Source organism: Pseudomonas sp. PVC-3-1 (genome assembly GCF_057444315.1).
The window spans coordinates 2,364,606-2,388,349 of sequence record NZ_CM172023.1 but is presented as its reverse complement, the minus strand read 5'-3'; the positions used below and the strand labels follow the sequence as shown (position 1 = coordinate 2,388,349).

The 23,744-nt window shown below is 66.3% G+C and carries 17 protein-coding genes; 11 read left to right on the top strand and 6 right to left on the bottom strand.

Annotated features, from left to right (window positions below; genetic code table 11):
* The first annotated feature begins 134 nt into the window (after positions 1 to 134).
* The 3 genes from AC2T4A_RS11020 (at position 135) to AC2T4A_RS11010 (ending at position 4,022) form a co-directional block, all read left to right on the top strand.
* Positions 135 to 563 carry a DNA polymerase III subunit chi gene (locus AC2T4A_RS11020; protein WP_478377765.1) on the top strand — a complete coding sequence of 143 codons (429 nt, stop codon included), beginning with the start codon at positions 135 to 137 and terminating at the stop codon, positions 561 to 563.
* Positions 564 to 582: 19 nt separating this feature from the next.
* Positions 583 to 954, top strand: a complete 372-nt coding sequence (locus AC2T4A_RS11015; RefSeq protein ID WP_486743291.1) for a DNA polymerase III subunit chi — start codon at positions 583 to 585, stop codon at positions 952 to 954.
* Positions 955 to 1,172: 218 nt separating this feature from the next.
* Positions 1,173 to 4,022 (top strand): valine--tRNA ligase, encoded by a 2,850-nt coding sequence (locus tag AC2T4A_RS11010; RefSeq protein WP_486743290.1) that lies wholly within the window; start codon positions 1,173 to 1,175, stop codon positions 4,020 to 4,022.
* 125 nt (positions 4,023 to 4,147) lie between these two features.
* On the opposite strand, the gene AC2T4A_RS11005 is transcribed toward AC2T4A_RS11010, so the two are convergent.
* Both AC2T4A_RS11005 and AC2T4A_RS11000 read right to left on the bottom strand, forming a co-directional pair.
* Positions 4,148 to 6,052: a M14 family metallopeptidase gene (locus AC2T4A_RS11005; protein WP_486743289.1), complete on the bottom strand. Its 1,905-nt coding sequence runs from the start codon at positions 6,050 to 6,052 to the stop codon at positions 4,148 to 4,150.
* A gap of 174 nt (positions 6,053 to 6,226) precedes the next feature.
* Positions 6,227 to 11,188 carry a C39 family peptidase gene (locus AC2T4A_RS11000; RefSeq protein WP_486743288.1) on the bottom strand — a complete coding sequence of 1,654 codons (4,962 nt, stop codon included), beginning with the start codon at positions 11,186 to 11,188 and terminating at the stop codon, positions 6,227 to 6,229.
* Between the two features lie 197 nt (positions 11,189 to 11,385).
* Between AC2T4A_RS11000 and AC2T4A_RS10995 the strand changes: the two genes are divergently transcribed.
* From AC2T4A_RS10995 to rlmF, 5 genes are all read left to right on the top strand, one after another.
* Complete coding sequence (locus AC2T4A_RS10995) at positions 11,386 to 13,041, top strand: thiamine pyrophosphate-binding protein (protein ID WP_486743287.1); 1,656 nt, start codon at positions 11,386 to 11,388, stop codon at positions 13,039 to 13,041.
* A 111-nt stretch (positions 13,042 to 13,152) separates the two neighbouring features.
* On the top strand, positions 13,153 to 14,982 hold the full coding sequence (locus AC2T4A_RS10990) for an SLC13 family permease (RefSeq protein WP_416744572.1): 1,830 nt from the start codon (positions 13,153 to 13,155) through the stop codon (positions 14,980 to 14,982).
* Between the two features lie 22 nt (positions 14,983 to 15,004).
* Positions 15,005 to 15,301, top strand: coding sequence for a winged helix-turn-helix domain-containing protein (locus AC2T4A_RS10985; protein WP_416744573.1), 297 nt, complete (start codon positions 15,005 to 15,007; stop codon positions 15,299 to 15,301).
* Positions 15,302 to 15,311: 10 nt separating this feature from the next.
* Entirely contained in the window at positions 15,312 to 15,890 is a 579-nt protein-coding gene (locus AC2T4A_RS10980) for a VTT domain-containing protein (protein ID WP_416744574.1), read from the top strand.
* Between the two features lie 52 nt (positions 15,891 to 15,942).
* Entirely contained in the window at positions 15,943 to 16,950 is a 1,008-nt protein-coding gene (rlmF, locus tag AC2T4A_RS10975) for a 23S rRNA (adenine(1618)-N(6))-methyltransferase RlmF (protein ID WP_416744575.1), read from the top strand.
* A gap of 61 nt (positions 16,951 to 17,011) precedes the next feature.
* On the opposite strand, the gene AC2T4A_RS10970 is transcribed toward rlmF, so the two are convergent.
* Positions 17,012 to 18,535, bottom strand: coding sequence for an MFS transporter (locus AC2T4A_RS10970; RefSeq protein ID WP_486743286.1), 1,524 nt, complete (start codon positions 18,533 to 18,535; stop codon positions 17,012 to 17,014).
* A gap of 158 nt (positions 18,536 to 18,693) precedes the next feature.
* Here AC2T4A_RS10970 and AC2T4A_RS10965 point away from each other — a divergent pair, with 158 nt between their 5' ends.
* Positions 18,694 to 19,584, top strand: coding sequence for a LysR family transcriptional regulator (locus AC2T4A_RS10965; RefSeq protein WP_486743285.1), 891 nt, complete (start codon positions 18,694 to 18,696; stop codon positions 19,582 to 19,584).
* Positions 19,585 to 19,603: 19 nt separating this feature from the next.
* Here AC2T4A_RS10965 and AC2T4A_RS10960 read toward each other — a convergent pair whose 3' ends face one another.
* Complete coding sequence (locus AC2T4A_RS10960; RefSeq protein WP_486743284.1) at positions 19,604 to 20,146, bottom strand: hydrolase; 543 nt, start codon at positions 20,144 to 20,146, stop codon at positions 19,604 to 19,606.
* Positions 20,147 to 20,184: 38 nt separating this feature from the next.
* Complete coding sequence (locus AC2T4A_RS10955) at positions 20,185 to 20,919, bottom strand: energy transducer TonB (protein WP_416744578.1); 735 nt, start codon at positions 20,917 to 20,919, stop codon at positions 20,185 to 20,187.
* A gap of 156 nt (positions 20,920 to 21,075) precedes the next feature.
* On the opposite strand from AC2T4A_RS10955, the gene AC2T4A_RS10950 reads away from it, so the two are divergent.
* Both AC2T4A_RS10950 and AC2T4A_RS10945 read left to right on the top strand, forming a co-directional pair.
* Positions 21,076 to 22,311 carry a dienelactone hydrolase family protein gene (locus AC2T4A_RS10950; RefSeq protein ID WP_416744579.1) on the top strand — a complete coding sequence of 412 codons (1,236 nt, stop codon included), beginning with the start codon at positions 21,076 to 21,078 and terminating at the stop codon, positions 22,309 to 22,311.
* 29 nt (positions 22,312 to 22,340) lie between these two features.
* Entirely contained in the window at positions 22,341 to 23,150 is an 810-nt protein-coding gene (locus AC2T4A_RS10945; protein WP_478377777.1) for a PA3715 family protein, read from the top strand.
* Between the two features lie 121 nt (positions 23,151 to 23,271).
* Here AC2T4A_RS10945 and AC2T4A_RS10940 read toward each other — a convergent pair whose 3' ends face one another.
* A complete protein-coding gene (locus AC2T4A_RS10940) occupies positions 23,272 to 23,673 on the bottom strand; it encodes a Dps family protein (RefSeq protein ID WP_486743669.1) in 402 nt (133 codons plus the stop codon).
* Between the last annotated feature and the right edge of the window lie 71 nt (positions 23,674 to 23,744).

Sequence of the window (23,744 nt, the reverse complement as noted above, 5' to 3'; positions counted from 1 at the left end):
AACCCAAAGCGTCGCGAGTGCCGCTCAGGCAAGGCGAAATCCTGCGCAAATGCGCAGTTTACGTTTTGTAAATGAGCAATTTGCGCAGGTTTTCAACGCAGCATGAGCAAACGCAGCAGCTTTGGGGCCAAAAAATGACGCGTGTGGATTTCTACGTCATACCCAGCGCCGATCCCGACGCACGCCTGACCATCGCCTGCCGCCTCGCCGAAAAGGCCTGGCGGCAAGGCATGCGCATCTTCGTGCTGTGCAGCGACGAGGCCCAGCGCGAAGCGCTGGATGCCCGGCTGTGGAACTTCCGGGGCGAAACCTTCATCCCACACAATGCGGTGGAAGAAGACGCCGACTCGCCGATCGTACTCGCCCTCGGCGAGCCGCCGGAGAGCCACCGGGACCTGCTGATCAACCTGACCCTGGCCATCCCCTCCTTCGTCGACCGCTTCAACCGGGTCGCCGAACTGGTGATCGAGGAACCAGCGATTCGTCAGGCCGCGCGGGAGAATTTCCGCCGCTACCGCGAGCAGGGCTATCCTTTGCAGGATCACCGCCTGCCGCGCCCTTGAGAGCGTCTCTGCCAAGACCATGGACAACCGCAAGCCCCCGCACGACCCCGACCACCTGCTGGAAGACCTGAAGAAGATCCAGGACCTGCTGGACGAGTCGGGCGCCGAGCCGCCCCTGCTCACCGAATCCTTCGAGCCGGATAACATTCCGCTGCTCTCCGACGTCGTCACGCCCGCGCCGCAGGCGCCGGAGCCGGCCGTTGCGCAACCCGCCGCGCCGCAGGCATCGCCTGCAGCCAGCGAGCTGAACCGCCTGGACCTGGAGCTGCGCGCCGCGGCCCAACTGATCCTGCAGGACGTCCTCGACGACTTCGCCCCGCAGATCGAAGCCGAACTGCAGCGCCGCCTCGAAGCGCGCATGCAGCGCCTGCTGGCGCAGCGCAAGCCCTGACTGCCAAACCCGATCCCTCTCTGTAGGAACGAGGGAGCGCCAAGGCCTTGCTCGCGAAGCTTCATGCCCGAACCATCAGGCATCAGGCGGGTTCGCGAGCAAGCTCGCTCCTACAGCCCCTTTGGGCGCATGGCCATCCGCGCCGGTGGCCTGAGCGCCCCGCCTCCCGTTATACTCAGCGGTTTTCCGTCTAGCCTTATCAGGGTCCCGCCGCGCTCATGGACAAGACCTACCAGCCCCACGCCATCGAATCCCACTGGTACCCCCTGTGGGAGAAAGAGAACTACTTCGCCCCGCAAGGTTCCGGCGAGCCGTACACCATCATGATCCCGCCGCCGAACGTCACCGGCAGCCTGCACATGGGTCACGGCTTCAACAACGCCATCATGGACGCGCTGATCCGCTACCGCCGCATGCAGGGCCGCAACACCCTGTGGCAACCGGGCACCGACCACGCCGGCATCGCCACCCAGATGGTGGTGGAACGCCAACTGGCCGCGCAGGGCATCGCCCGTCATGACCTGGGCCGCGAGAAGTTCCTGGAGAAGGTCTGGGAGTGGAAGGACCAGTCCGGCGGCACCATCACCCGCCAGATTCGTCGCCTGGGTTCCTCCGTGGACTGGTCGCGCGAGCGCTTTACCATGGACGACGGCCTGTCCGAAGCGGTCAAGGAAGCCTTCGTGCGCCTGCACGAGGACGGCCTGATCTATCGCGGCAAGCGCCTGGTCAACTGGGACACCAAGTTCCACACCGCCATTTCCGACCTGGAAGTGGAGAACCACGACGAGAAGGGCCACCTCTGGCACCTGCGCTACCCGCTGGCCGACGGCAACAAGACCGCCGACGGCAAGGATCACCTGATCGTCGCTACTACCCGTCCGGAAACCATGCTGGGTGACAGCGCCGTCGCCGTGCACCCGGAAGACGAGCGTTACGCCGCCCTGATCGGCACCTTCATCGACCTGCCGCTGGTGGGCCGGCGCATCCCGATCATCGCCGACGACTACGTCGACCGCGAGTTCGGCACCGGCTGCGTGAAGATCACCCCGGCCCACGACTTCAACGACTATGAAGTCGGCAAGCGCCACAACCTGCCGCTGATCAACATCTTCGACAAGAACGCCGCCGTGCTCGGGACCGCCCAGGTGTTCCAGCTCGACGGCAGCGTCAACGCCGAGTTCGACTCCAGCCTGCCGGCCGCCTACGCCGGCCTCGACCGCTTCGTCGCGCGCAAGCAGATCGTCGCCGACTTCGAGGCCGCCGGCCTGCTCGAGAAGATCGACGACCACGCACTGAAAGTGCCCAAGGGCGACCGCTCCGGCACCGTCATCGAACCCTGGCTGACCGACCAGTGGTACGTCTCCACCAAGCCGCTGGCCGAACCCGCCATCGCCGCCGTGGAAGATGGCCGCATCCAGTTCGTGCCCAAGCAGTACGAGAACATGTACTTCAGCTGGATGCGCGACATCCAGGACTGGTGCATCAGCCGCCAGCTTTGGTGGGGCCACCGCATCCCGGCCTGGTACGACGACGCCGGCAACGTCTACGTCGGCCGCAACGAAGCCGAGGTGCGCGCCAAGCACAACCTGGGCGACGCCAACCTGCGTCAGGACGAAGACGTCCTCGATACCTGGTTCAGCTCGGGCCTGTGGACCTTCTCCACCCTCGGCTGGCCGGAACAGACCGAGTACCTGAAGACCTTCCACCCCACCGACGTGCTGGTGACCGGCTTCGACATCATCTTCTTCTGGGTTGCGCGCATGATCATGCTGACCATGCACCTGATCAAGAATGGCGATGGCACCGCGCAGATCCCGTTCAAGACCGTCTACGTCCACGGTCTGGTGCGCGATGGCCAGGGCCAGAAGATGTCCAAGTCCAAGGGCAACGTGCTCGACCCGCTGGACATTGTCGATGGCATTACCTTGGACGAGCTGCTGGAGAAACGCACCAGCGGCATGATGCAGCCCAAGCTCGCCGAGAAGATCGCCAAGCAGACCAAGGCCGAGTTCCCCGAAGGCATCGCCAGCTACGGCACCGACGCCCTGCGCTTCACCTTCTGCTCGCTGGCTTCCACCGGTCGTGACATCAAGTTCGACATGGGCCGCGTCGAGGGCTATCGCAACTTCTGCAACAAGCTGTGGAACGCTGCCAACTTCGTCATCGAGAACACCGATGGCAAGGACACCGGCGTGAATGGCGAGCCGGTCGAGCTGTCCTCGGTGGACCGCTGGATCATCTCCGCTCTGCAGCGCACCGAGATCGAAGTCGCCCGTCAGCTCGACGCCTTCCGCTTCGACCTCGCCACCCAGGCCCTCTACGAGTTCATCTGGGACGAGTACTGCGCCTGGTACCTGGAACTGGTCAAGCCGGTGCTGTGGGACGAAAACGCGCCGATCGAACGTCAGCGCGGCACCCGTCGCACCCTGGCGCGCGTGCTGGAAACCGCACTGCGCCTGGCGCACCCGTTCATGCCGTTCATCACCGAGGAAATCTGGCAGCGCATCAAGACCGCCGCTGGCAAGTCCGGTGACACCCTGATGCTGCAACCCTGGCCGATTGCCGACGAGGCGAAGATCGACGCGGCCGCCGAAGGCGACATCGAGTGGGTCAAGGCCCTGATGCTGGGCATCCGCCAGATCCGCGGCGAGATGAACATCTCCATGGCCAAGCGCATCGACCTGGTACTGAACAACGCATCGCCCGAAGACCACCGTCGCCTCGCCGACAACGAGCCGCTGCTGATGAAGCTGGCCAAGCTCGAGACCATCCGTGTGCTGGACGAAGGCGAAGAACCGCCGATGTCCGCCACCGCGCTGGTCGGTGATCTGCAGGTACTGGTACCGATGGCCGGCCTGATCGACAAGGCTGCCGAGATGGCGCGCCTGGACAAGGAAATCCAGCGCCTGGAAGGCGAAGTCAAACGCGTGGGCGGCAAGCTGTCCAACGAAGGCTTCGTCGCCAAGGCCCCGCCGGAAGTGATCGAGAAGGAACGCGCCAAGCTGGCTGAAGCCGAGCAGGCGGTGACCAACCTGATCCAGCAGCGCGAGAAGATCGCCAGCCTGTAAGTGCCACCACAAGGCCCGCCAATGCGGGCCTTGTGCTTTCCGCAGCCCTCTGTAGGAGCGAGCTTGCTCGCGAACCGCCCAGCTCCAGGCCTGTTCGCGAGCAAGCTCGCTCCTAGAGTCAGCTTCTAGTACACCGCCCCCACCGGATACACGTAGGCATTCACGTCATAGAACGGCGTGCGCTGGTAGAACCACTGCAGGCGCGCCTGGGCGTCCTTGGCGAAGGCCTTGTCGTCCTTGAGCTTCTTCTCGAACTCGGCCTTGAGCTTCGGATCCTCGGCGAGCATCTTGCGCGCCATCGGCTCCATCACGTACTCCTCCGGCTCCTCGGCCACCACCAGGGTCGAGTTGAAGAAGCCCCAGGACCAGAACGAGTCCGGGCTTTCCGCCGTCAGCAGGTTAATCGCCAGCACGCCCAGCGGCTGGTCGGTATCGATCACCACCGAGCCCGCCGGGTAGGTCTGCAATCTCTGGAACGGCTTGCCCACGCCGCTGACCAGCAGGTGCCCCTCGTAGCCGGGAATCTCGTTGGTGGCGGCGCGGTCAGGCTCGAAGCCGCCCGCCAGCTTGATGTCGTCCATGCGGTTCAGGGTCACCTCGATGGGCGTGGCCTTGTCCAGGGTCTTCATCTGGATTCCATGGGACTTCAGCCGAGCGATCACCTCGCTCCATTGCACCGGCACCACGAACTGCTTCGGCCGCTTCACCACCAGGTCCGGCACCGAGTTGTCGCTGATCGGCACGTTGAGTTGCTTGGGCTTGTTGCTCCAGACGATGGTCTTCTTGCCGGTGATCGGTGATTCCTCGTAGCGGTAGTCGCCGACGGTGAACGGCGTGTGCTGCTCCTTGCCAGGCTTCCAGGTGAGGATCACCTCCTTCTGCGCGGCCAGGCGCTCGCGGTCCTTGGCGATGGCCTGCTTGAGCGATTCGGCGTTGTCGCCGATCACCTGGAACATCGCCTTGAGCATCACATAGTTGCCCAGCACCTGGGTTTCATAAGGATGCAGCGCGTGCTGCTCGATGAGGATCGACGGCACGTTGCGGATGTCGCCGTATTGGTTGGAGAAACGCGCCAGGTCCGTGCGATAGGGGTAATAGCCTTTGGTCGGGTCCTGGTTGTCGTTGAAGCTGATGCACTCGTGGACCACATGGCCGTCGCTTTCCAGCTCCTTGTACACCGGCGGCCGCATGACCTTGTCCATCCACTCGCTGGAGGCCGGCGACCAGCCGTTGCCGTTGTGGCAATAGGAGCTGTCGTAGGGGTACATGGCGCCGTCGGTGGAATGGGTATCGACGAAGAAGCTCAGGTCGTACTGGTTGAACACTGAGGCGACGTTGCGGATTTCCGCGCTGTCGAGCTTGGTGAAGTCACGGTTGAGGTTGTAGTTCAGACCGTTGACCCGCCAGCCGGTGACCTCCGGGCCATTCTGGTTGATCCGCCCGTAGGGGCTGCGGCGCAGGTCGCCGTCGATGTTCACGGTGGGGATGAAGACGATGTTGATCTTGTCCAGCAACCCTGCCAGCGGCTTGTCGCCGGTGGTCATGTCGCGCAGCAGCATGAACATCGCATCCTTGCCGTTGGCTTCGCCGGGGTGGATTTCCGCTTCGACGAAAACGGTCGGCTTGCCGGATTTGTTCAGCCCCGCCGCGGACTTGTCCGCCTCGCGGCTGGCGGTGACCAATAGCATCGGCTCGCCGGTCGCGCTGTTCTCCGGCAAATCGCTCAAGGTAATGGCGCCGCCGGAGGCATCCGCCAGCTTCTGCAACCAGGCGCGGGTCTGGTGGTAATCGGAGGTTTCCTTGAAGCCGCTGGATTCGGCCAGGGTGATCAAAGGATTGTCGGACTTGGCGATGTACTTCGTGCTGGTGAGCTTCTGCTCGAACATCGCCGGGAGGATTCGGGTCTTGGCCGCGGCGCTGTAGCCGCTGTCATCGACATACCCCGGCGCCGAAGGCAGGGCGGCGTATAGGGGCAGGCTGGAGGTGGCGAACAGGCCGGCGAGTAGCGCTCGGGACGAAAGGGGGTACATGGGAGGGTCTCCTTCTGCAGCAAAACGTCCTGCGGACGCAGGTGCGTCCGTGCATCAACCATAGTCAACCCTGGGCAAATACCAGCGCGGTTCGTCGTCGCGCCCTGCGTCGCCGAGCGGCCCGGCTGCCCTGAATGGCCACCGGCGCCGCCTGTTGATGTCGGCAACAGCGACTCAGTGCAGCTGGATCCGCCACCATAGGCGTTCCAGCCAGGAGCGCTGACGCCTTGCCAGCGCCGCGGCCAGTCTGCGGCGCAGCCGACGATAGACCCCGTGGCTGCGACTGCCCGCCGCCTGCCGGCGCGCCAGTTCGAATTGCCCCTGCGCATGACGCGCATGCCCACTTTCGCGCGCCTCGCGATAGCCCTCCGCCAGGTGCCACAGGCAGGCGTAGTAAGGCCGCAGCGACTCCACGGGAATCGCCGCCAGGCCGCTGGCCAACGCGCCCAGGTCATCGCTGATCGCGTGATCGACAGTCAGCCACAACCGGGCCTCCAGGTTGCCGTCATCCAGGGCCAGGGCGCGTCGGGAGACTTCGCCCGCCTCCTCGTCCCTGCCCAGCTCGCGCAGGCCCAGGGAAAGGTTGTCCAGCGCCCAGGCCGGTGCGTCGTTGCGCTCGCGCCAGTCGCCCAGCATGCTGGTCAGGGTGTACCACTCGCCATGGTTGGAGAGCGCGTAGCTGGCATGGGACCAGATCCGCATGTCTCTTTTCATCGTTTCGCGCAGCAGGTAACAGGTGCTGCGCAGCACCGCACTATCAGCGGGGCGGTCGGCCAGCAGGCCCAACATCGCCACGGCGAGATTCCCCTGGCGGTCCTTGGGCAGCATGCGCTTGAACGCCCTCAGCAGGCCCCCCGGCACCAGCGCCCCAGCCTGGCGGCGCAGCCAGGCGCGAGCGGCGACCGTATTGGCGCTGCCCTGCTGCAGGCTTTGCTCAACCTCCTGCACCAGAACATGCTCGCGCGCGGCCCCCATCACGGCGTCTTCGGCCCGGCTCCAGACTTCCCCGACGTCCTCGTCACTCTGCGCGAGGCGTTTCAGGCCGTCGCGAAGGTGCGCGGCGAAACGGTCCTCGGCCACACCGAGGCGCACCATCCGCAGATCGAGGGCCGGCCCCGTCGTGTGGACGGCCATGGCGTGCAGCATTTCCTCGCAGGCGACAGTCGCCTGGCGATCCAGGCGCAGGTCGAACAGCTGGAACCAGGCGAACGGGTAGTTGGCGTCCAGTTCCAGGGCGCGCTCGAAGGAGGCCTCCGCCTGGGCAGGCTGCGCGGCGGCGACCAGCGCATGCCCCAGGAAGCCATGGGCCATCGCCAGTTGCGGGCGCAGTGCGACCATCTGCCGGGCGGCTTCGACATAAGGCGCGGCCTCGCCATCCTCGTCGTGATAGTCGGCCAGTTGGCGCCAGCCTTCGAAGAAGTTTTCCGCCCGCGCCAACAGTTGCCGCAGCGCGCCAACCGCCTCCCGGTTCCGCCCCGCGGCGCGCTGGGCGCGAGCGCGGTACAACTCGAACTCCACCGGCGCGTTGCCCTGCCAGGGCGGCCCATCGAGCCACTGGCCCACCTCCTCGAAGCGGCGCTGCTCGATCAGCCATTTCAGATAGCCCTCTCCCGCCGCCCAGCCGAAAGGCGCCAGGCGCAACGCTTCACGCAGGGCCGCGCCACGCTCGTCACCCTGGCTGAGTTCGGCCAAGGCCTGCCAGGCGGCCGGATCGCCGGCGCGCAGTTCCACCAGTTGCCTGGCCAGCGTGACGGCCGCTTCCGGCGTGCGCTCGCGCTCGTCCAGCTCTCGCAGCTGATTCCACGCCCACTGGTTATCCGGTTCTTCCTTCAGGGCCCTTTCCAGCGCCTCGCGCTGCTTGACGAAGCGCTCGACGCGCCCCAGCAGATATGCCTGCCAGACCCGCAAAGCAGTATTCTCCGGCTCGCGCAGCAGCGCACGCTTCAGCAGCGCCAGCCCCGGCGCCAGCTCGGCATCTTCCTCCAGCAGCGATTCCAGGTAGGTGCGAATGGCCGGAACCCAGACGAGGTTGATGGCGAAGCTCTTCTCCAGCACCTCGCGACACGCGGCAAAGTCCTTCGCGACAAGGTGCAGCTGGGCCAGCTCCAGGTAAAGGCGCGGCAGCAGAGGGAAGCGCTCGATGGCGCTGCTCAGCAGGGTGCTGGCGGCCTCCTGCTGGCCGCACGCGCGTTGCTGGATCGCGACCGCCAGCCAGGCTTGCCACAGGTCGGGGCGCTGCGCCAGCGCCTCCTGCAGCGTCTGCAGAACCGCCTCCGCTTCGAGCAGTGGCTGCGCGACGCGCTGGTAGCCCAGCAGGCCGTCACCAAAGGTCACCTGCCGCCTGAGCTGGTCGGCCACCAGGGTCAGCGCCTGCAGGCTTTCTTCCCGGCTGGCGGCCAGTTCCACTAGTGTCTCGATGGCGTAGTCGTTGTCTACCGAGCACTCCAGCGCCAGTCGCAGGTATTCCCGCGCCATCTCGCGCTCGCCGCGCCGCAGGCGCACGAAGGCCATGGTCGAGGCACCGTTGGACGAACGCGGTTCCAATCCAAGCGCGACCTCGGCCTGCTCCAGCGCCTCATCGCCGCGCGCCTGGTTGGCCAGGTTGACCGCCAGTTCACGCAGCGCCCAGGGATAGGCCGGGTTGATCGCCAGCAGATGGCGCAATGCGCGCTCCTTGTCGACCAGGGGCTCGCTCGAAAGCCATCCGTAGTGCATCTCCGCTACCCCGCAGTGATGGGGGTAACGGGCCACGAGGTCAGCCAGGTGCGCAAGTGCCGCCGCCCGTCCCTGGCGCTTCTGCAGCAGATCGGCGTACAGGCGTTGCAGGCCCAGGTTGAGCGGCTCCTGCTCGAGCGCCTCGCCCACCTCCTGCAAGGCCAGATCATGGTCGGCGCCACTGCGCTGCAGGTGCCAGGCGTGGGCGCGCACCCAGCGCCCGCGCTGGCAGCGCGACTCGGCCCGGCGCAGGCAGGCCTCGGCTTCCTCGAGCCGGCCGTAGCGCCCATAGGCGTCCGAGGCGTACAGCAGCAGTTCAGGGTCCTCGGGCAGTCGTGCGAGCCCCCGCTCCAGCAACGTGAACATCTCCTGCACGCGCTCCAGTTCATCGAGCAGTTGGCACAGACTGATCACCGGCCCGCTGTTGCGATTTCCCAGGCGTTCAGCCCGTTGCCGGAGGAATTCCAGCGCCACTTCGCCCTGGCGCAACCAGCGGCTGGAGCGGAAGAAGGCCAGCGCGTGGCCTTCATTGAACTCATCGAGGCAGGCGGCAACCCGATACAACTCGGTGGCCTCCTCCTGCCGGCCCTCGCCCCAGAGCAGCGAAGCAAGGCCCTGCCAGGCCGTCGCCAGCGTCGGATGACCATACAGGGCGCGCTGGAAAAGCGCCTGTGCCTGCGCCTGGCGGCTACCGTCCTCGGCGAGGAAATGCGCGTAGCGCACCAGCACCCAGACGTCCGCGCTGTGCTCCGCGATCTGCGAATACCACTCCTGCTGTTCCGCGCGGGTCGCCAGCTGCTCCAGCGACGACGCCTTGGACAACCTCAGGTTGGCGTCCTCGGGGAACATCCTCAGCAATTTTTCGGTGGCCGCCAGGCGGCCCGCCTCGCTGCCGTCGTACCCGGCCAGGGCTCGTTCGGCCTGTGCCGTCAGGCGGTCATCGGGCCAGTGCTGCAGCATCCTGGCGAGTCCTTCCCGCGCCTGTTCCCGATGATGCACTTCCAGGGCGCCGATCACGGCGTAATAGGCATCCCACTGCGCCGCGTCGGGAAGCTCCAAGCCCTCCAGCCGCGCTGCCTCGTCAGCCGGCAGCATCAGCATGCCGCGCGGACCGAAAGCCTTGCGTTCGGCAAAGAAGGATTCGGCGAGCAGTTCGTTGTAATCGCGTTGAGATGGATCGCGCAGCAACAAGGTGCCACGGGGGGCGTCGTAACCGATGACAGCCTGCAGGTGTCCGCTGCCGGTGGTCTGCGTGGTGAGAGTGAACGGGATGCCGCGGTCTATGAGCGCGACACAACTACCCCAGTCGACAGTGAACTCACGCGCCAGCCAGGCATTGCGCTCGGCCCAGTTGCGCTCCGCGAAATGTGGTGTGCCGTCGTAGCAAATCTCCTCCGCGACCTGCAGATGTTCGACACCTCGCCCCCAGAACCGGGCGATTGCGGTCAATGTCGCGGGGCCGCAGGTGACGTGGTGCTGCCGAACGAAAGATACCGGCAGCAGGCGACGCTGCCCCTGGGGCGCCCGCAGTTTTTCAGCGATCCCCTGGTAGAAGCCAGGGCCGGCCTGTTCGGCATAGTGCCGGCCGTTTTCGTAGTCGCCGCGCAGGCAGGCGATATCGCAGTAGCGCGCCGCATACCAGCGCTTGAGCCCTGCGTCGTTGAGGATGGCGCAGGCCTCGGCCCGCCGCAGGGTCTGCTCGGCCTCGTCGAGGCGCTGATGCTCGATCAGCCACCCGCCAAGCTGCGAGAGCAATGCCGCGCTCTGGGTTTCCCGGGCCGCGACCTGCAAGCGCGCCATAGCCTCGGCGTCGCGGCCCAGCAGCATCTCCATCGACGCGGCCTGTTGCCGGGCCGCCCGGTAATCGGGCCAGGTTTCCAGCACCCGCTCGCAGGCCTGCAACGCCTCGGCGAAGCGGTCCTCCTGTTCCAGGCAGTAAGCCTGCTCGACGTGCAACCAGGCTTGCCCCGGGCTCAGCTCCAGGGCGCGCTCCATGGTCTCGCGGGAGCGAGTGAAGTCGCGCAGATGTGCAGCCTGCAGCGCGATGAAAGACAGCCACTCCGCCTCTTCATCGGCGGTGCCGTGGAGCGGAGCCAGCTGATGGATCCAGCGCCAGACGAAATAGTGTCCGCGCCGCGACAACAGCTCTCGCCCATGCACCAGACAACCGGCATAGCTGCGTCGGTCGGCACGCCAGGCGCGCCAGGCGAAAACCCGTGCCAGCCGCTGCGCCCCCAGGTGCCGCAGCAGTCGCGAGGCCAGCGCCAGGGCCTGCGGCCCCCGCCACTCCTCCAGCGGCCCCAGCCTCAAGGCCTGCTCGTAGGCATCCTGAAATCTGCCGATGTCGCACAGCCGCTCGATGTGCGCGATGTCCGCGACGCTGCCCGCCGCGACGCAGGGTTCCAGATCGAATCCGTTCATTGACTACGCCCTCCCAGATGGCAGGAAGATAGTGCCGTGCCCTCGAAAGATCGACCAGTGTCTTTTTGCCGACAGCCAGGTTCGGCCCGCTGTGGCGCCATTCCTTGCCGGAATGACCTCCGGAAGAATCGTCGCTTGGAAGGCGCCGCTGCTTGGCTGAAGATCACCGGCACCCGTCCCCCCTCAAGCGAACAGCCATGCCAGACTCTCCAGCCCGCAACGGCGGCCAGATCCTCGTCGATGCCCTGCTGCACCACGCCACGGACACCGTCTACTGCATCCCCGGCGAAAGCTACCTCCCGGTTCTCGATGCCCTGCACGACGCCGCCGATATCCAGACCATCGTCACCCGCCACGAAGGCGCCGCCTCGAACATGGCCGATGCCTACGGCAAGCTCACCGGCAGGCCCGGCGTCTGCTTCGTTACCCGTGGGCCGGGCGCGACCCACGCGGCCAACGGCGTGCACACGGCGATGCAGGACTCGACGCCGATGATCCTTTTCATCGGCCAGGTGGAAAGCGCCTTCAAGGGCCGCGAGGCCTTCCAGGAGGTGGACTACCGGCAGATGTTCGGCGGCCTGGCCAAGTGGGCCACCGAGATCGATGACATCCGCCGCATCCCCGAAATCGTCGCCCGCGCCTTCCGCGTCGCCCAGTCCGGGCGGCCCGGCCCGGTGGTCATCGGGCTGCCGGAGGAAGTGCTGTTCGGCGCGGCACAAGTCGCTGATGTGCAGCCGACGCCGATTACCCGTGCCGCTCCGAGCGCCGACGCACTGGCCGAACTGCGCGAGCGCCTCGCCCGGGCAAAGCGCCCGCTGCTGATCGTTGGCGGCACCGGCTGGACCACCGAAGCCTGCCAACAGGTACGAGCCTTCGCCCGCGCCAACCATCTGCCGCTGGTGGCCTCGTTCCGCCGTCAGGACCTGATCGACAACCGCGACGAGCAGTACGCCGGCCAACTCGGCTTCGGCGCCTCGCCCAAGCTCAGCGCGCGCGTCCAGGAAGCCGACCTGTTGCTGGTGCTCGGCTCGCGCCTGAGTGAAACGCCCAGCGCCGGCTACACCCTCATCCAGAGCCCGCGCCCATTGCAGTCGATGATCCACGTCTACGCCGACGCCAGCGAACTGGGCCGCGTCTACCAGGCTGACCAGACCATCGAAGCCGGCATGCCGGAGATCGCCGCCGCCCTGGCCGATCTCGCGCCCCTCGCCGAAACACCGTGGGTCGAATGGACCGCCGCTGCCCGCGCCGATTACCTCAGCTACATCACCGCGCCGCAAAACGCAGAACCGCCGCAGGGCGTGGACCTGACGCATGTCGTCCAGTACCTGAACGAGACGTTGCCGGACGACGCCGTGATCAGTAACGGGGCCGGCAACTACGCCGTCTGGGTGCACCGTTTCTACCGCTATCGCTCGCCGCGCAGCCAGCTCGCGCCCACCAACGGCGCCATGGGCTACGGCTTCCCCGCCGCCATCGCCGCCAAGCTGCGCGATCCGCAGCGCAGCGTGGTGTGCTTCGCCGGCGACGGCTGTTTCATGATGTACCCGCAGGAACTGGCCACCGCCGTGCAATATGGCGCCGCGCTGACCGTCATCGTGGTCAACAACGGCATGCTCGGCACCATCCGCATGCACCAGGAGCGCGAGTACCCTGGCCGCATCAGTGCCACGCAACTGCGCAACCCCGACTTCGTCGCCCTCGCCCGCGCCTTCGGCGCCCATGGTGAACTGGTCGAACGCACCGAGGATTTCGCCGACGCCTTCCAGCGCGCCCAGGCCAGCGGCAAGCCGGCACTGATCGAGCTGCGTACCGATCCTCGGCAGATCACCCCGGTCGCACGGCTGCCCTGAGGACTTTTCGCTTCACACGCAGCAGCGCAGGCTTCGCTAAGCTGCACCGGGTCAAGGCATTGCGCCCGCGCCAGCGGGCACAATGGCGCCGAAAATCCGCTAGGGAAGCGCATGAGTCTGCAACTGATCTGGGTCCTCGCCCTGCTCGCCACCGCCGTCGGGCTGTTCGTCATCAACCGTCCGCGGATGGACGTGGTCGCCCTGCTGGTGATGGTCGCCCTGCCACTGTCCGGCATCCTCAGCGTGCAGGAATCGCTGGCCGGCTTCGCCGATCCCAACGTCATCCTGATCGCCGCGCTGTTCGTCATCGGCGAAGGCCTGGTGCGCACCGGCGTGGCCTACCGCATCGGCGAATGGCTGACCCGCCGGGCCGGCGCCAGCGAGACGCGCCTGCTGGTGCTGCTGATGCTCGCCGTGGCCGGCCTGGGCTCGGTGATGAGCTCCACCGGCGTGGTCGCCATCTTCATCCCCGTGGTGCTGAGCATCGCCGCGCGCCTGCACGTGTCGCCGCGCCGGCTGATGATGCCGCTGAGCTTCGCCGGGCTGATCAGCGGCATGCTCACCCTGGTCGCCACTGCACCCAACGTGGTTATCCACAGCGAGCTGGTGCGCGAAGGTTCGAAGGGCTTCGGCTTCTTCAGCTTCACGCCGTTCGGCCTGGTGGTGCTGGTGCTCGGCGTCGGCTACATGCTGGTGGCGCGGCGCTGGCTGGGTGATGACAGCGACGACGACAAACAGAGCGTCAAGCGCCGCACCCTCAGCGACCTGATCCGCGACTACCAGCTCGCCGGCCGCGAGCGCCGCCTGCGCATCCGTGCCGACTCGCAACTGGTGGGCATGAGCCTGGGCGACATCGAACTGCGCGCCCGCGCCGGCACCAACGTGGTCGCCATCGAGCGCATGGTGCACTTCCGCCTGAAGATCCTCAGCCCCAGCGCCAACATCGTGCTGCATGCCGGCGACGTGCTGCTGGTGGATATCTACGGCGACCGCAGCGACCTACTGGGCATGTACCACGAATTCGGCCTGGAGCCACTGAGCCTGCAGGGCGACTACTTCACCGAGCGCGCCCACGAGGTCGGCATGGCCGAAGTCACCCTGCCGCCGGAATCCGCGCTGCAGGGCAAGAGCGTGCTGGACCTGGAGTTCCGCAGCCAGTTCGGCCTCAACGTGGTCGGCCTGCGGCGCAACCGCGAAGCGCTGGTGGAAGGCCTGCTGGACGCCAAGCTGAAGGTCGGCGACACGCTGCTGGTGATCGGCGGCTGGAAGGAGATCCGCCAGTTGCAGGCGCGCGCCCGCGACTTCCTGGTGCTCAGCCTGCCCGCCGAGGTCGATGAGGCCGCCCCTGCCGCCAGCCAGGCGCCACACGCGCTGTTCAGCCTGGCGGTGATGGTGATCCTGATGGTCAGCGGGCTGGTGCCCAACGTCATGGCCGCACTGATCGCCTGCCTGCTGATGGGCGCGTTCCGCTGCATCGACATGGACAGTGCCTACCGCGCCATCCACTGGCAGAGCCTACTGCTGATCGTCGGCATGCTGCCCTTCGCTCTCGCCCTGCAGAAGACCGGCGGCATCACCCTGGCGGTCAATGGCCTGGTCGGCGCCCTCGGCGGCGCGGGAACCTATGCCATCCTTGCCAGCCTGTTCGTGCTGACGGCGGTGATCGGCCTGTTCATCTCCAACACCGCTACCGCCGTGCTCATGGCTCCGGTCGCCATCGCCACGGCCAAGGCCCTGGGGGCATCCCCGGAAGCCTTCGCGATGATCGTCGCGCTGGCCGCGTCGGCCGCGTTCATGACGCCGATCTCCTCGCCGGTGAACACCCTGGTGCTGGGGCCGGGGCGCTATCGCTTCGCCGATTTCGTCAAGGTTGGCGTACCCTTCACGATTCTGGTGATGATCGTCAGCGTTGTGCTGGTACCCTGGCTGCTGCCGCTGTAGCAGTCCACAAAGGAATGTCCCGATGGAAGTCAGCAAGACCAAAAGCAGTTTCTACCGTCGCCTGTACGTCGCCTGGCTGATCGACAGCGGCACCGCGACCAGCGTCCCGGCGCTGATGGAGGCCACCGGCATGCCCCGCCGCACTGCCCAGGACACCCTGGCCGCGCTGGCCGACCTGGATATCGACTGCGTCTTCGAACAGCACGACGGCGAGCGCAACAACGCAGGTCACTACCGCATCCGCGATTGGGGCGCCATCGATCCGCGCTGGATCGCCGCGCACCTGCCGAAGATCAAGGACATCCTGCAGTACCCCTGAGCCCGCCCGCATGCTTGCCGTCCCACCCGCCCTCTGGCGCATTCGTCGACTGATCCTGCTGCTGGCCTTCGCCGTGGTGCTGGTTCTGCTCTACCGCGCCAGCGGCCTGCACGAAGAGTTCAGCCTCGACTACCTGCGCAGCGAGCTGACCGACAACCGCCTGCACGGCCTGCTGCTGTTCGTCGGGCTGTTCGCCCTGGGCAACCTGCTGCACATCCCCGGCCTGCTGTTCCTCGCCGCCGCCGTGCTGGCCATGGGCAAACTCTGGGGCGGGCTGATCACCTATTGCGCGGCAGTGTTCTCCTGCGGCTTCACCTTCCTGGTCGTGCGTGCTGTCGGTGGCAACGGCCTGCGCCTGCTGAACAACAAGCTGACCCGCGCAGTGTTCAGCCATCTCGACCAGCGCCCCGCCAGCAGCGTGTTCCTGCTGCGTCACGCCTTCATCACTTCACCGACGCTGAACTACAGCCTGGCGCTCTCGGGCATCGGTTTCTGGCCCTACATGCTCGGCACCCTGCTCGGCCTGCCGATACCGCTGCTGCTCTGCTGCCTGCTGTTCGACCGACTGAGCAACGTGCTGCTCGGCTGAAGCGCCCATCTGTGGGAAAATCGTCCACCGCTTCCCTGCCCTGCGCGCCCCCATGTCGAAACCGCCAAAACCGTCAAAACGTCCCGCCGCGCCCGCGAAACCTGCCCAGGCGCTGCGCGATCCCGCTGCCAAGCGACCGAACCTGCTGCACCCGCGCAACCGCCACCAGGGCCACTACGATTTCCCGGCGCTGATCGAGGGCTGCCCGGAGCTGGGCCGTTTCGTCATCACCAACCCCTACGGCAAACCAAGCATCGACTTCGCCAACCCCGAAGCAGTGCGTGTGTTCAACCGCGCGCTGCTCAAGGCGCAATACGCTATCGGCCAGTGGGACATTCCCGCCGGCTTCCTCTGCCCACCGATCCCCGGTCGTGCGGATTACGTGCACTACCTCGCCGACCTGCTCGCCGAGGAAAACGGCGGCAGCGTGCCGCGCGGGCCGGATGTGCGCGTGCTGGACATCGGCGTCGGCGCCAACTGCATCTACCCGCTGATCGGCCACCGCGACTATGGCTGGCGCTTCCTCGGTTCGGACATCGAGCCGGCCGCCCTCGCCTCCGCCCACGCCATCGTCAACGGCAATCCGGGCCTGGCCGATGCCATCGAACTGCGCCAGCAGCACGATCCGAAGCACATCTTCCGCGGCCTGCTCGGTGCCGCTGAGCGCTTCGACGCAACCCTGTGCAACCCGCCCTTCCATGCCTCGCCCGAGGAAGCCAGCAGCGGCAGCCGGCGCAAATGGAAGAACCTCGGCAAGCTCGACCCGTCGCGCCAACTGCCCAAGCTGAACTTCGGCGGGCAGAGCAACGAGCTGTGGTGCGAAGGCGGCGAGATCGCCTTCCTGCGCAAGCTGGCGGCGGAGAGCGCCGAGGTCGGCCAGCAGGTGCGCTGGTTCAGCTCGCTGGTGTCCAAGGCCGGTAACCTCGACGACTTCCGCCGTGCGCTGAAAAAGGCCGGCGCCATTTCCATTCGCACCGTGGACATGGCCCAGGGGCAGAAACAGAGCCGCTTCGTCGCCTGGACCTTCCTCGAGCCGGAACACCGCCGAGCCCAACCGTAGGGCGCATAACGCGGCACGCGTTATGCGCCGTCGTCGAGAGCTGGGCGGATAAGCGCCGCTATCAGACTTCGGCTGCCATGGCCGGTATGCGCTCCCGGCCCAGCAGCAGGAACACCAGCCCGGCAACGAGGAAGGTCACGCCCGCGAGCAGTTGCAGCACTCGGCTGAACACCGCCACGTAATCACGGCGCAATTGCTCAGGCGCCAGCTGCGGCAGTTGCTCGACCACCGCCGCCAGGTTGCCGATGGCCAGCTGGTTGGCGCTCATCAGCCGATCCACCGTGGGCAACCCCAGCGGCTCCAGCTGCGCCGCGATCAAGGTCGCCAACAAGGCACCGACCACCGCGATGGCCACCGCATCGGCGGACACCCGCACCGTGTTGAAGATACCGGTGGCCATGCCCGCGCGTTCGCGCTCCACCACGCTCACCGCCAGCCCGTCCATCAACCCCCAGGGCAAGCCGATACCGATGCCGATTACCAGCAACGGCGCATCCGGCGCTATGCCCGCCTCCAGGCTGCGCGCCAGCCAGAGCAGCCCGCCCGCCACGATCAACAGCCCGATCGCCGACAGGCTGCCCGCACTGAAATGCTTCGCCAATAACGCCGCAACAAAGGGCACCACCAGCAGCGGCGCCGACAACGCCAGCATGGTCCAGCCTGCCTGGAGCGCGCCCTGCCCCTCGATACCGATGAAGCGCCCCGGCAGCAGCACGATCAAGACCACGTAGGCGAACGCCGGCGACGCACCCAGCAACTGCACGCCGACGAAGCGCCATTGGCTGAACAGCGACAGGTCCAGCAATGGGCGCTCCACACGCTGCTCGATGACGATGAACGCCGCCAGCAGCAGGGCGCTCGCCACCAGGGTGACAATGACCACAAGGCTACTCCAGCCCTGTTCCGGTGCCAGCAACAGACCGTAGGTAAACAGGCTGAGCGCAGCGGTAAAGCTCAGCGCTCCCGGCCAGTCGAGACCGCGCGCCTGCGGGTCTCGTGTCTCGCGGCAATGGCGCACCACCACCGGCACCGAAGCCAGCGCGCAAACCGCTGGCACCAGGAACACCCAGCGCCAGCCCGGCCCATCGGTGAGCCAGCCGGCGAGTAACGGGCCGAATGCAAGGCCGACGCCGAAGGTAGTGCCCAGCAGGCTGAACACCCGCGTGCGGATCGGTCCGTCGAACTCCTGTGCCAGCGCCGCCATGGCGGCGGCGAAGGCCGCCGAACCACCGGCGCCCTGCAACAGGCGCAGCACATCGATGGTCGCCACCGAACCGGCCAGAGGAATCGCCAGCGTAGTGACGCAGAACAGCGCCAGGCCGACCAGCCAGACACGCTTGCGCCCATACACGTCCGCCAGGCTGCCGGCCGCCATCATCGCCGCGCCGTAGGCCAGCACGTAACCGTTGACGATCCAGTTCAGCGCCACGGCCGAGCCGCCCAGTTCAAGGGCGATGGCTGGCAACACCACGGCAGGGCCGGTGAAGCAGAGAGGAATCAGCACCGCCGTCAGGCTGGCCGCCAGCAACAGCAGCCAGCGCGACGTGGCGGGCTGGTTTTCGGAAGTGTCGTGGGAAGGGTTCATGGTGGGTCCGCAATGATCCGAAGAAGACCCGCCGAACGCTACCCAACCCGGCATTGCGGAAAAACAGGCTAGGATTCCGAACAAAACGGACATCACTGTCCGCAATCGAAGGTTCGCGGCGCGGCACAATGGCCGCCCGCCCAAACGGACGCATGTACATGGACAGCCTCAACGGCCTTCGCGTATTCCTCCAGGTCGCCGAGACTCTGAGCTTCGCCCAGGCCGCGCGCCTGCTCGGCCTTTCCGCCTCGGCGGTGGGCAAGAGCATCGCCCGCCTGGAGGAACGCCTGGGCGTGCGCCTGTTCCATCGCAGCACACGCAGCCTCAGCCTCTCCAACGAAGGCCAACTGTTTCTCGAGCGTTGCCGGCGCATCCTCGACGAGCTGGAAGCAGCGGAGCAGGAACTGGCGCTGTCCACCCAGCAGGCTCGCGGCCGACTGAAGGTCAGCATGCCGCTGGTGGCCGGGCTGCTGCCCCAGGTGCTGCCGGAGTTCCTCCGCTGCTATCCGCGCATCCAGCTGGACATCGATTTCACCGACCGCCTGGTGGACGTCATCGACGAGGGCTTCGATCTCGTGGTGCGCGGCGGCGAGCTGCGCGACTCGCGTCTCAAGGCGCGCAAGCTGGGCGACTTCAGCCTGCTGCTGGTGGCCGCCCCGACCTACCTGCGCCAGTACGGTACGCCCCGGCGCCCGGCGGACCTCAACCAGCATCTGTGCCTGCACTACCGCTACCCCAGCAGCGGGCTGGTACAGCGCTGGCCGTTGAACCTCGCACCGGGCGAAACGGAACCGCGCCTCGACGGCGGGCTGATCTGCAATACCGCCGACATGCTGATCAACGTCGCCAGCCAGGGCATGGGCATCGCATGCCTGCCCGACTTTGCGGTGCGCAGCGCGCTGAGCGATGGCCGCCTGGTGCAGGTGCTGAGCGAACACACCACGCACCAGGGCAGTTTCCACGCCCTGTGGCCAGCGGGTCGGCGCATGCCGCTGAAGCTACGGGTGTTCCTCGACTTTCTCGACGACCGCCTGTTCGTCACCCGTTGAGGGTGGACTCACAGACCGATCAGCGGATGAACTGCTTGCTGATCTCGCGGAAGACTTCCGTGCCGGCGCGCTCCATCCATTCGAAGGCGACCATCTCCCGCGAGATAATCACCGCCCCGGCCTGACGCATGCGCTCCAGCGCCAGCGCCTTGTCCTGCGGACGACGCGAACCGACGGCCTCGTCCACCACATAGACCTGGCGATCCTCGGCGAGCAGCCCGAGCACCGTCTGCAACACACAGACGTGTGCTTCGGTGCCGCACACCACGAACTGCCGACTATCGCCGCCGGGCATCTGCAACAGCCCCGGATCGGCGACGGCGGAGAAGGCGATCTTCTCCAGCACCTCGCCTTCCGCCAGTTCGTCACGCAGCGTCGGCAGCGTCGGCCCGAGGCCCTTCGGATACTGCTCGGTGGCCAGCACCGAAACGCCCAGCCGCCGTGCGATGGCCAGCAGCCAGGCGCTGTGTTCCAGCACCGCCTCGTTGTCGTGGATGGCCGGGAACAGGCGCTCCTGGATGTCGATGATCAGCAGGCAGGAGGTTTGGGCGCGCATCAGCATGGAGAAATTCCTCGCAGGTCCAGCCCTGTTTTTTGGGCTCAGGAGCGTGCGCTGTCAACACGCGCGCGACGCATCTCATCAAAAAGGACGTCCGAGTAGACGGCCTGCGGCTGCTGCTGGCAGCGCTCCAGTACACCGGGCAAAGCAGCATCGAAGAGCTTGCCGACCTGGAGGTTCTTCTCGACATCCAGCTTGCCGCTGAGCTGAACGAGGAACAGCGCACCACTGGTCATGCGGAAGCTCGGCAGTTGATCCAGTGGACGATCCGGGTAGGCCTTGTGGAAATCGGCGTACTGGCTGCTGATCGCACTGCACGGCTGGGCGAGCAGGTCGCGAATCGTGTTCGCCAGCCCCACGCCAGGGTTCGCTTCGTTTTCGTCCGCGGATTTGTCCGCGCCCAGAATGGGCGTGCCGGCTTCGACCTGCTTGAAGTTGAAGGTCTTGATCACCTCCTGCGGCGCCGGATGGGTGGCAGTCGGCGTCCAGGGATCGAACCGCCACTGGGCCACGCGCTCGCGTACGGCATCGGCCAGCGCGGGATGGGTCGATTCGACGATCTGCACATTGGAAACCTCGCCGCTGGGCTCGATATCGAACGTGGTCTTCACCGAACCATCGATCCCAAGGGGCCGGAACTCCTGAGGATACTCCGGAGGAGCCATGTAACGTGCAACGAGCCGTGGCGCGTCGTCCTTCTTTGTGCTGCTGCATGCCGCCAATACTGCCAGCGCCAGCAGCAGACCGATGCGCGCGATACCCTTTGCTTTCTCCATGCGATCCAATCCTGAAGCTCCATTTTCATGAGGGGCGCGATGGTAGCGCTGCGCCACTTTCCCTCACAAGCTGCAGGCCCTCTTGGCAGGCGCCGCTCAAGCACGCACCCTATGCCGCCAGAACAACACAACAACGAGCCTGGGAGAGAAGGGAACATGGGCAAGAGCATCAGCATCGCCGCACGTGACGGCAGCGGCAGCTTCAGCGGTTATCTCGCGGTACCGGCCAGCGGGCACGGCCCCGGCGTGGTGATCGGCCAGGAGATCTTCGGCGTCAACGCCAACATGCGCAGCATCGCCGACAGCTATGCCGAGGAAGGCTACGTCGCCCTGGTGCCCGACCTGTTCTGGCGCCTGCAACCCAACCTCGAACTGGGCTACAGCGAGGCCGAATTCGGCCAGGCCATCGGCCTGTTCCAACGCTTCGACGTGGACAAGGGCGTAGACGACATTGCCGCTGCCATGGATGCCCTGCGCGCCCTCCCGGAAGTCGAGGATCGCGGCCTCGGCTACGTCGGCTTCTGCCTGGGCGGCAAGCTCGCCTACCTCACCGCCGCGCGCACCGACGCTGCATGCTCCGTGGGCTACTACGGCATGGGCATCGAACAGATGCTCGACGAGGCAGCGAACATCAAGGGCCGCCTGGTGCTGCACTTCGCCGAGCAGGACGTGTACTGCGACGCCAACGCCCGCGCGGCCATCGGCGAAGTCCTCGGCAAGCTGCCGAAGGCGGAAATCTACAGCTACCCCGGCGTCGACCATGCCTTCGCCCGCCCCAACGGCATGCACTTCGACAAGCCCGCCGCGCTGATGGCCCACGAGCGCAGCATCGGTGCGCTCAAACGCGAGATCGGCCCGGACTTCGACCTGTCGCAGCTGTGGGAAGACCACATCCACCACGAATTCGCCGCCCGCGACGTGCCCGCCACCATGGCGACGATGGTGGCCCAGCCCTACGTCAACCACATCCCCACCATGACCGGCGGCGTCGGCCAGGACGAACTGGCGCGCTTCTACCGCAACCACTTCGTCCACGGCAATCCGCCGGACATGAAGCTGGTGCCGATCTCCCGCACCGTCGGCGCGCTGCAGGTGGTGGACGAGTTCGTCATGTGCTTCACCCACACCAGCGAGATCGACTGGATGCTCCCCGGCGTGCCGCCCACTGGCAAGTACGTGGAGATCCCCATGCTCGGCGTGATCCGCTTCCGTGGTGACAAGCTGTGCCACGAACATATCTACTGGGACCAGGCCAGCGTACTGGTGCAGATCGGCCTGCTCGACCCCGCCGGGCTGCCGGTGGCCGGTGTGGAGACAGCGAAGAAGCTGCTCGACGAGGGCCTGGAATCGAACACCCTGATGAACAAGTGGAAGGACAGCGAAGGCCGCTGATCCTCCTCGATGAACCCAAGGAGCACCCGATGTACCCCATAGGGAAATGGACCTGCGCCGCGCTGCTGGTACTTGCCGGCAGCGCCGGCGCGGCGGAGCGCACCGCGCAACCCTGCGACGCTGCCACCCTGCAGACCCTGGCCGGGCTGCTCGGCCAGCAGGGCTGGCAGGCACCGCAGTCCGGAGCGACGACGCCCGTGGTGGCCGCTGCCTGCAAGCCCTGGCCGGACGATCCGACGCTGCAGGTAGTCGCCGTCGCCTACAGCGCGGCCGGCGACAAGGCCGAGCCGGGCGAGCGCAACCTGAACCTGCTGGTCGGCCAGCTCGATACCAGCAGCGGCAAGCTGGTGACGCGCAGCGACGACAGCATCGGCGAGGACGCCATGGTGGAAATCGACAGCTCCAGCCTGTGGCTCGACACCGCGCGCTATCGCCTGGCACCGGAGGTGCGCGGCTTCGGCCTGATCATCGGCAGCGTGGCACGCGGCGCAAGCTGTCCGGACGCCTGGTCCTATGACGACTTCAGCCTGTACGCGCCGCAGGGCGACAAGCTCAAGGAAGTGTTCCGCACCTACCTGCGGCAATGGACGACGCTGGAAGGCGTGGTCTGCGGCGGCACTGACAAGCTAGTCATCGAACGCTCGCAACTCACCCTGGCCATGGGCAAGGAAAGCCATCACGGCTATGCCGACCTGATCGTGACGTCGAAGGTCCAGCGCGAGCATGAAGGTGACGATGTCGGTACGCCGAAGACCGTACGCACCACCGTCAGCTACGACGGTACGCGCTATCCATTCGAGGAGTTCTCCACCTTCTGGCAGAGCCAGCCACAGCCGTAGGAGCGAGCGTGCTCGCGAACGATCCAGCCGGTGAGCCCGATATGACCCGGTTCGCGAGCAAGCTCGCTCCTACAAAAGACAAGGCCGCCCGGAGGCGGCCTTGTCTTTCTTGTCGTTGCAATCAGTGGCCGGTACTGTCCCCACGGCGGCTGGTCTCGAACAGGAACCAGGTGCGCTGCTCGGTCTCGTCGATCCAGTTCTCGATCAGGCTGGCGGTGGCGATGTCGTGGTACTCGTCGCATAGGTCATGGACTTCGCGCATGTAGGAGGTCAGCGATTTGTTGTCCTCCTGCAGTTCGGCCAGCATGTCCAGCGGCTGGACGAACTCGGCATCGTTGTCGAGGATGCGCTTCAGGCGCGAGATATGGCCGATGGAGCGGATGGTGTTGCCGCCGATCTTGCGGTTGCGCTCGGCAATCGCATCGGTCATCGCGAAGATTTCGGTGGCATGGTCGTCCAGCAGTAGGTGGTAGTCACGGAAGTGCGGACCACTTACGTGCCAGTGGAAGTTCTTGGTCTTCAGGTACAGCGCGAAGACATCCGCCAGCAGGCGATTGAGCGCAGCCGACAGATCGCGGGTGGCGTTCTTGCTCA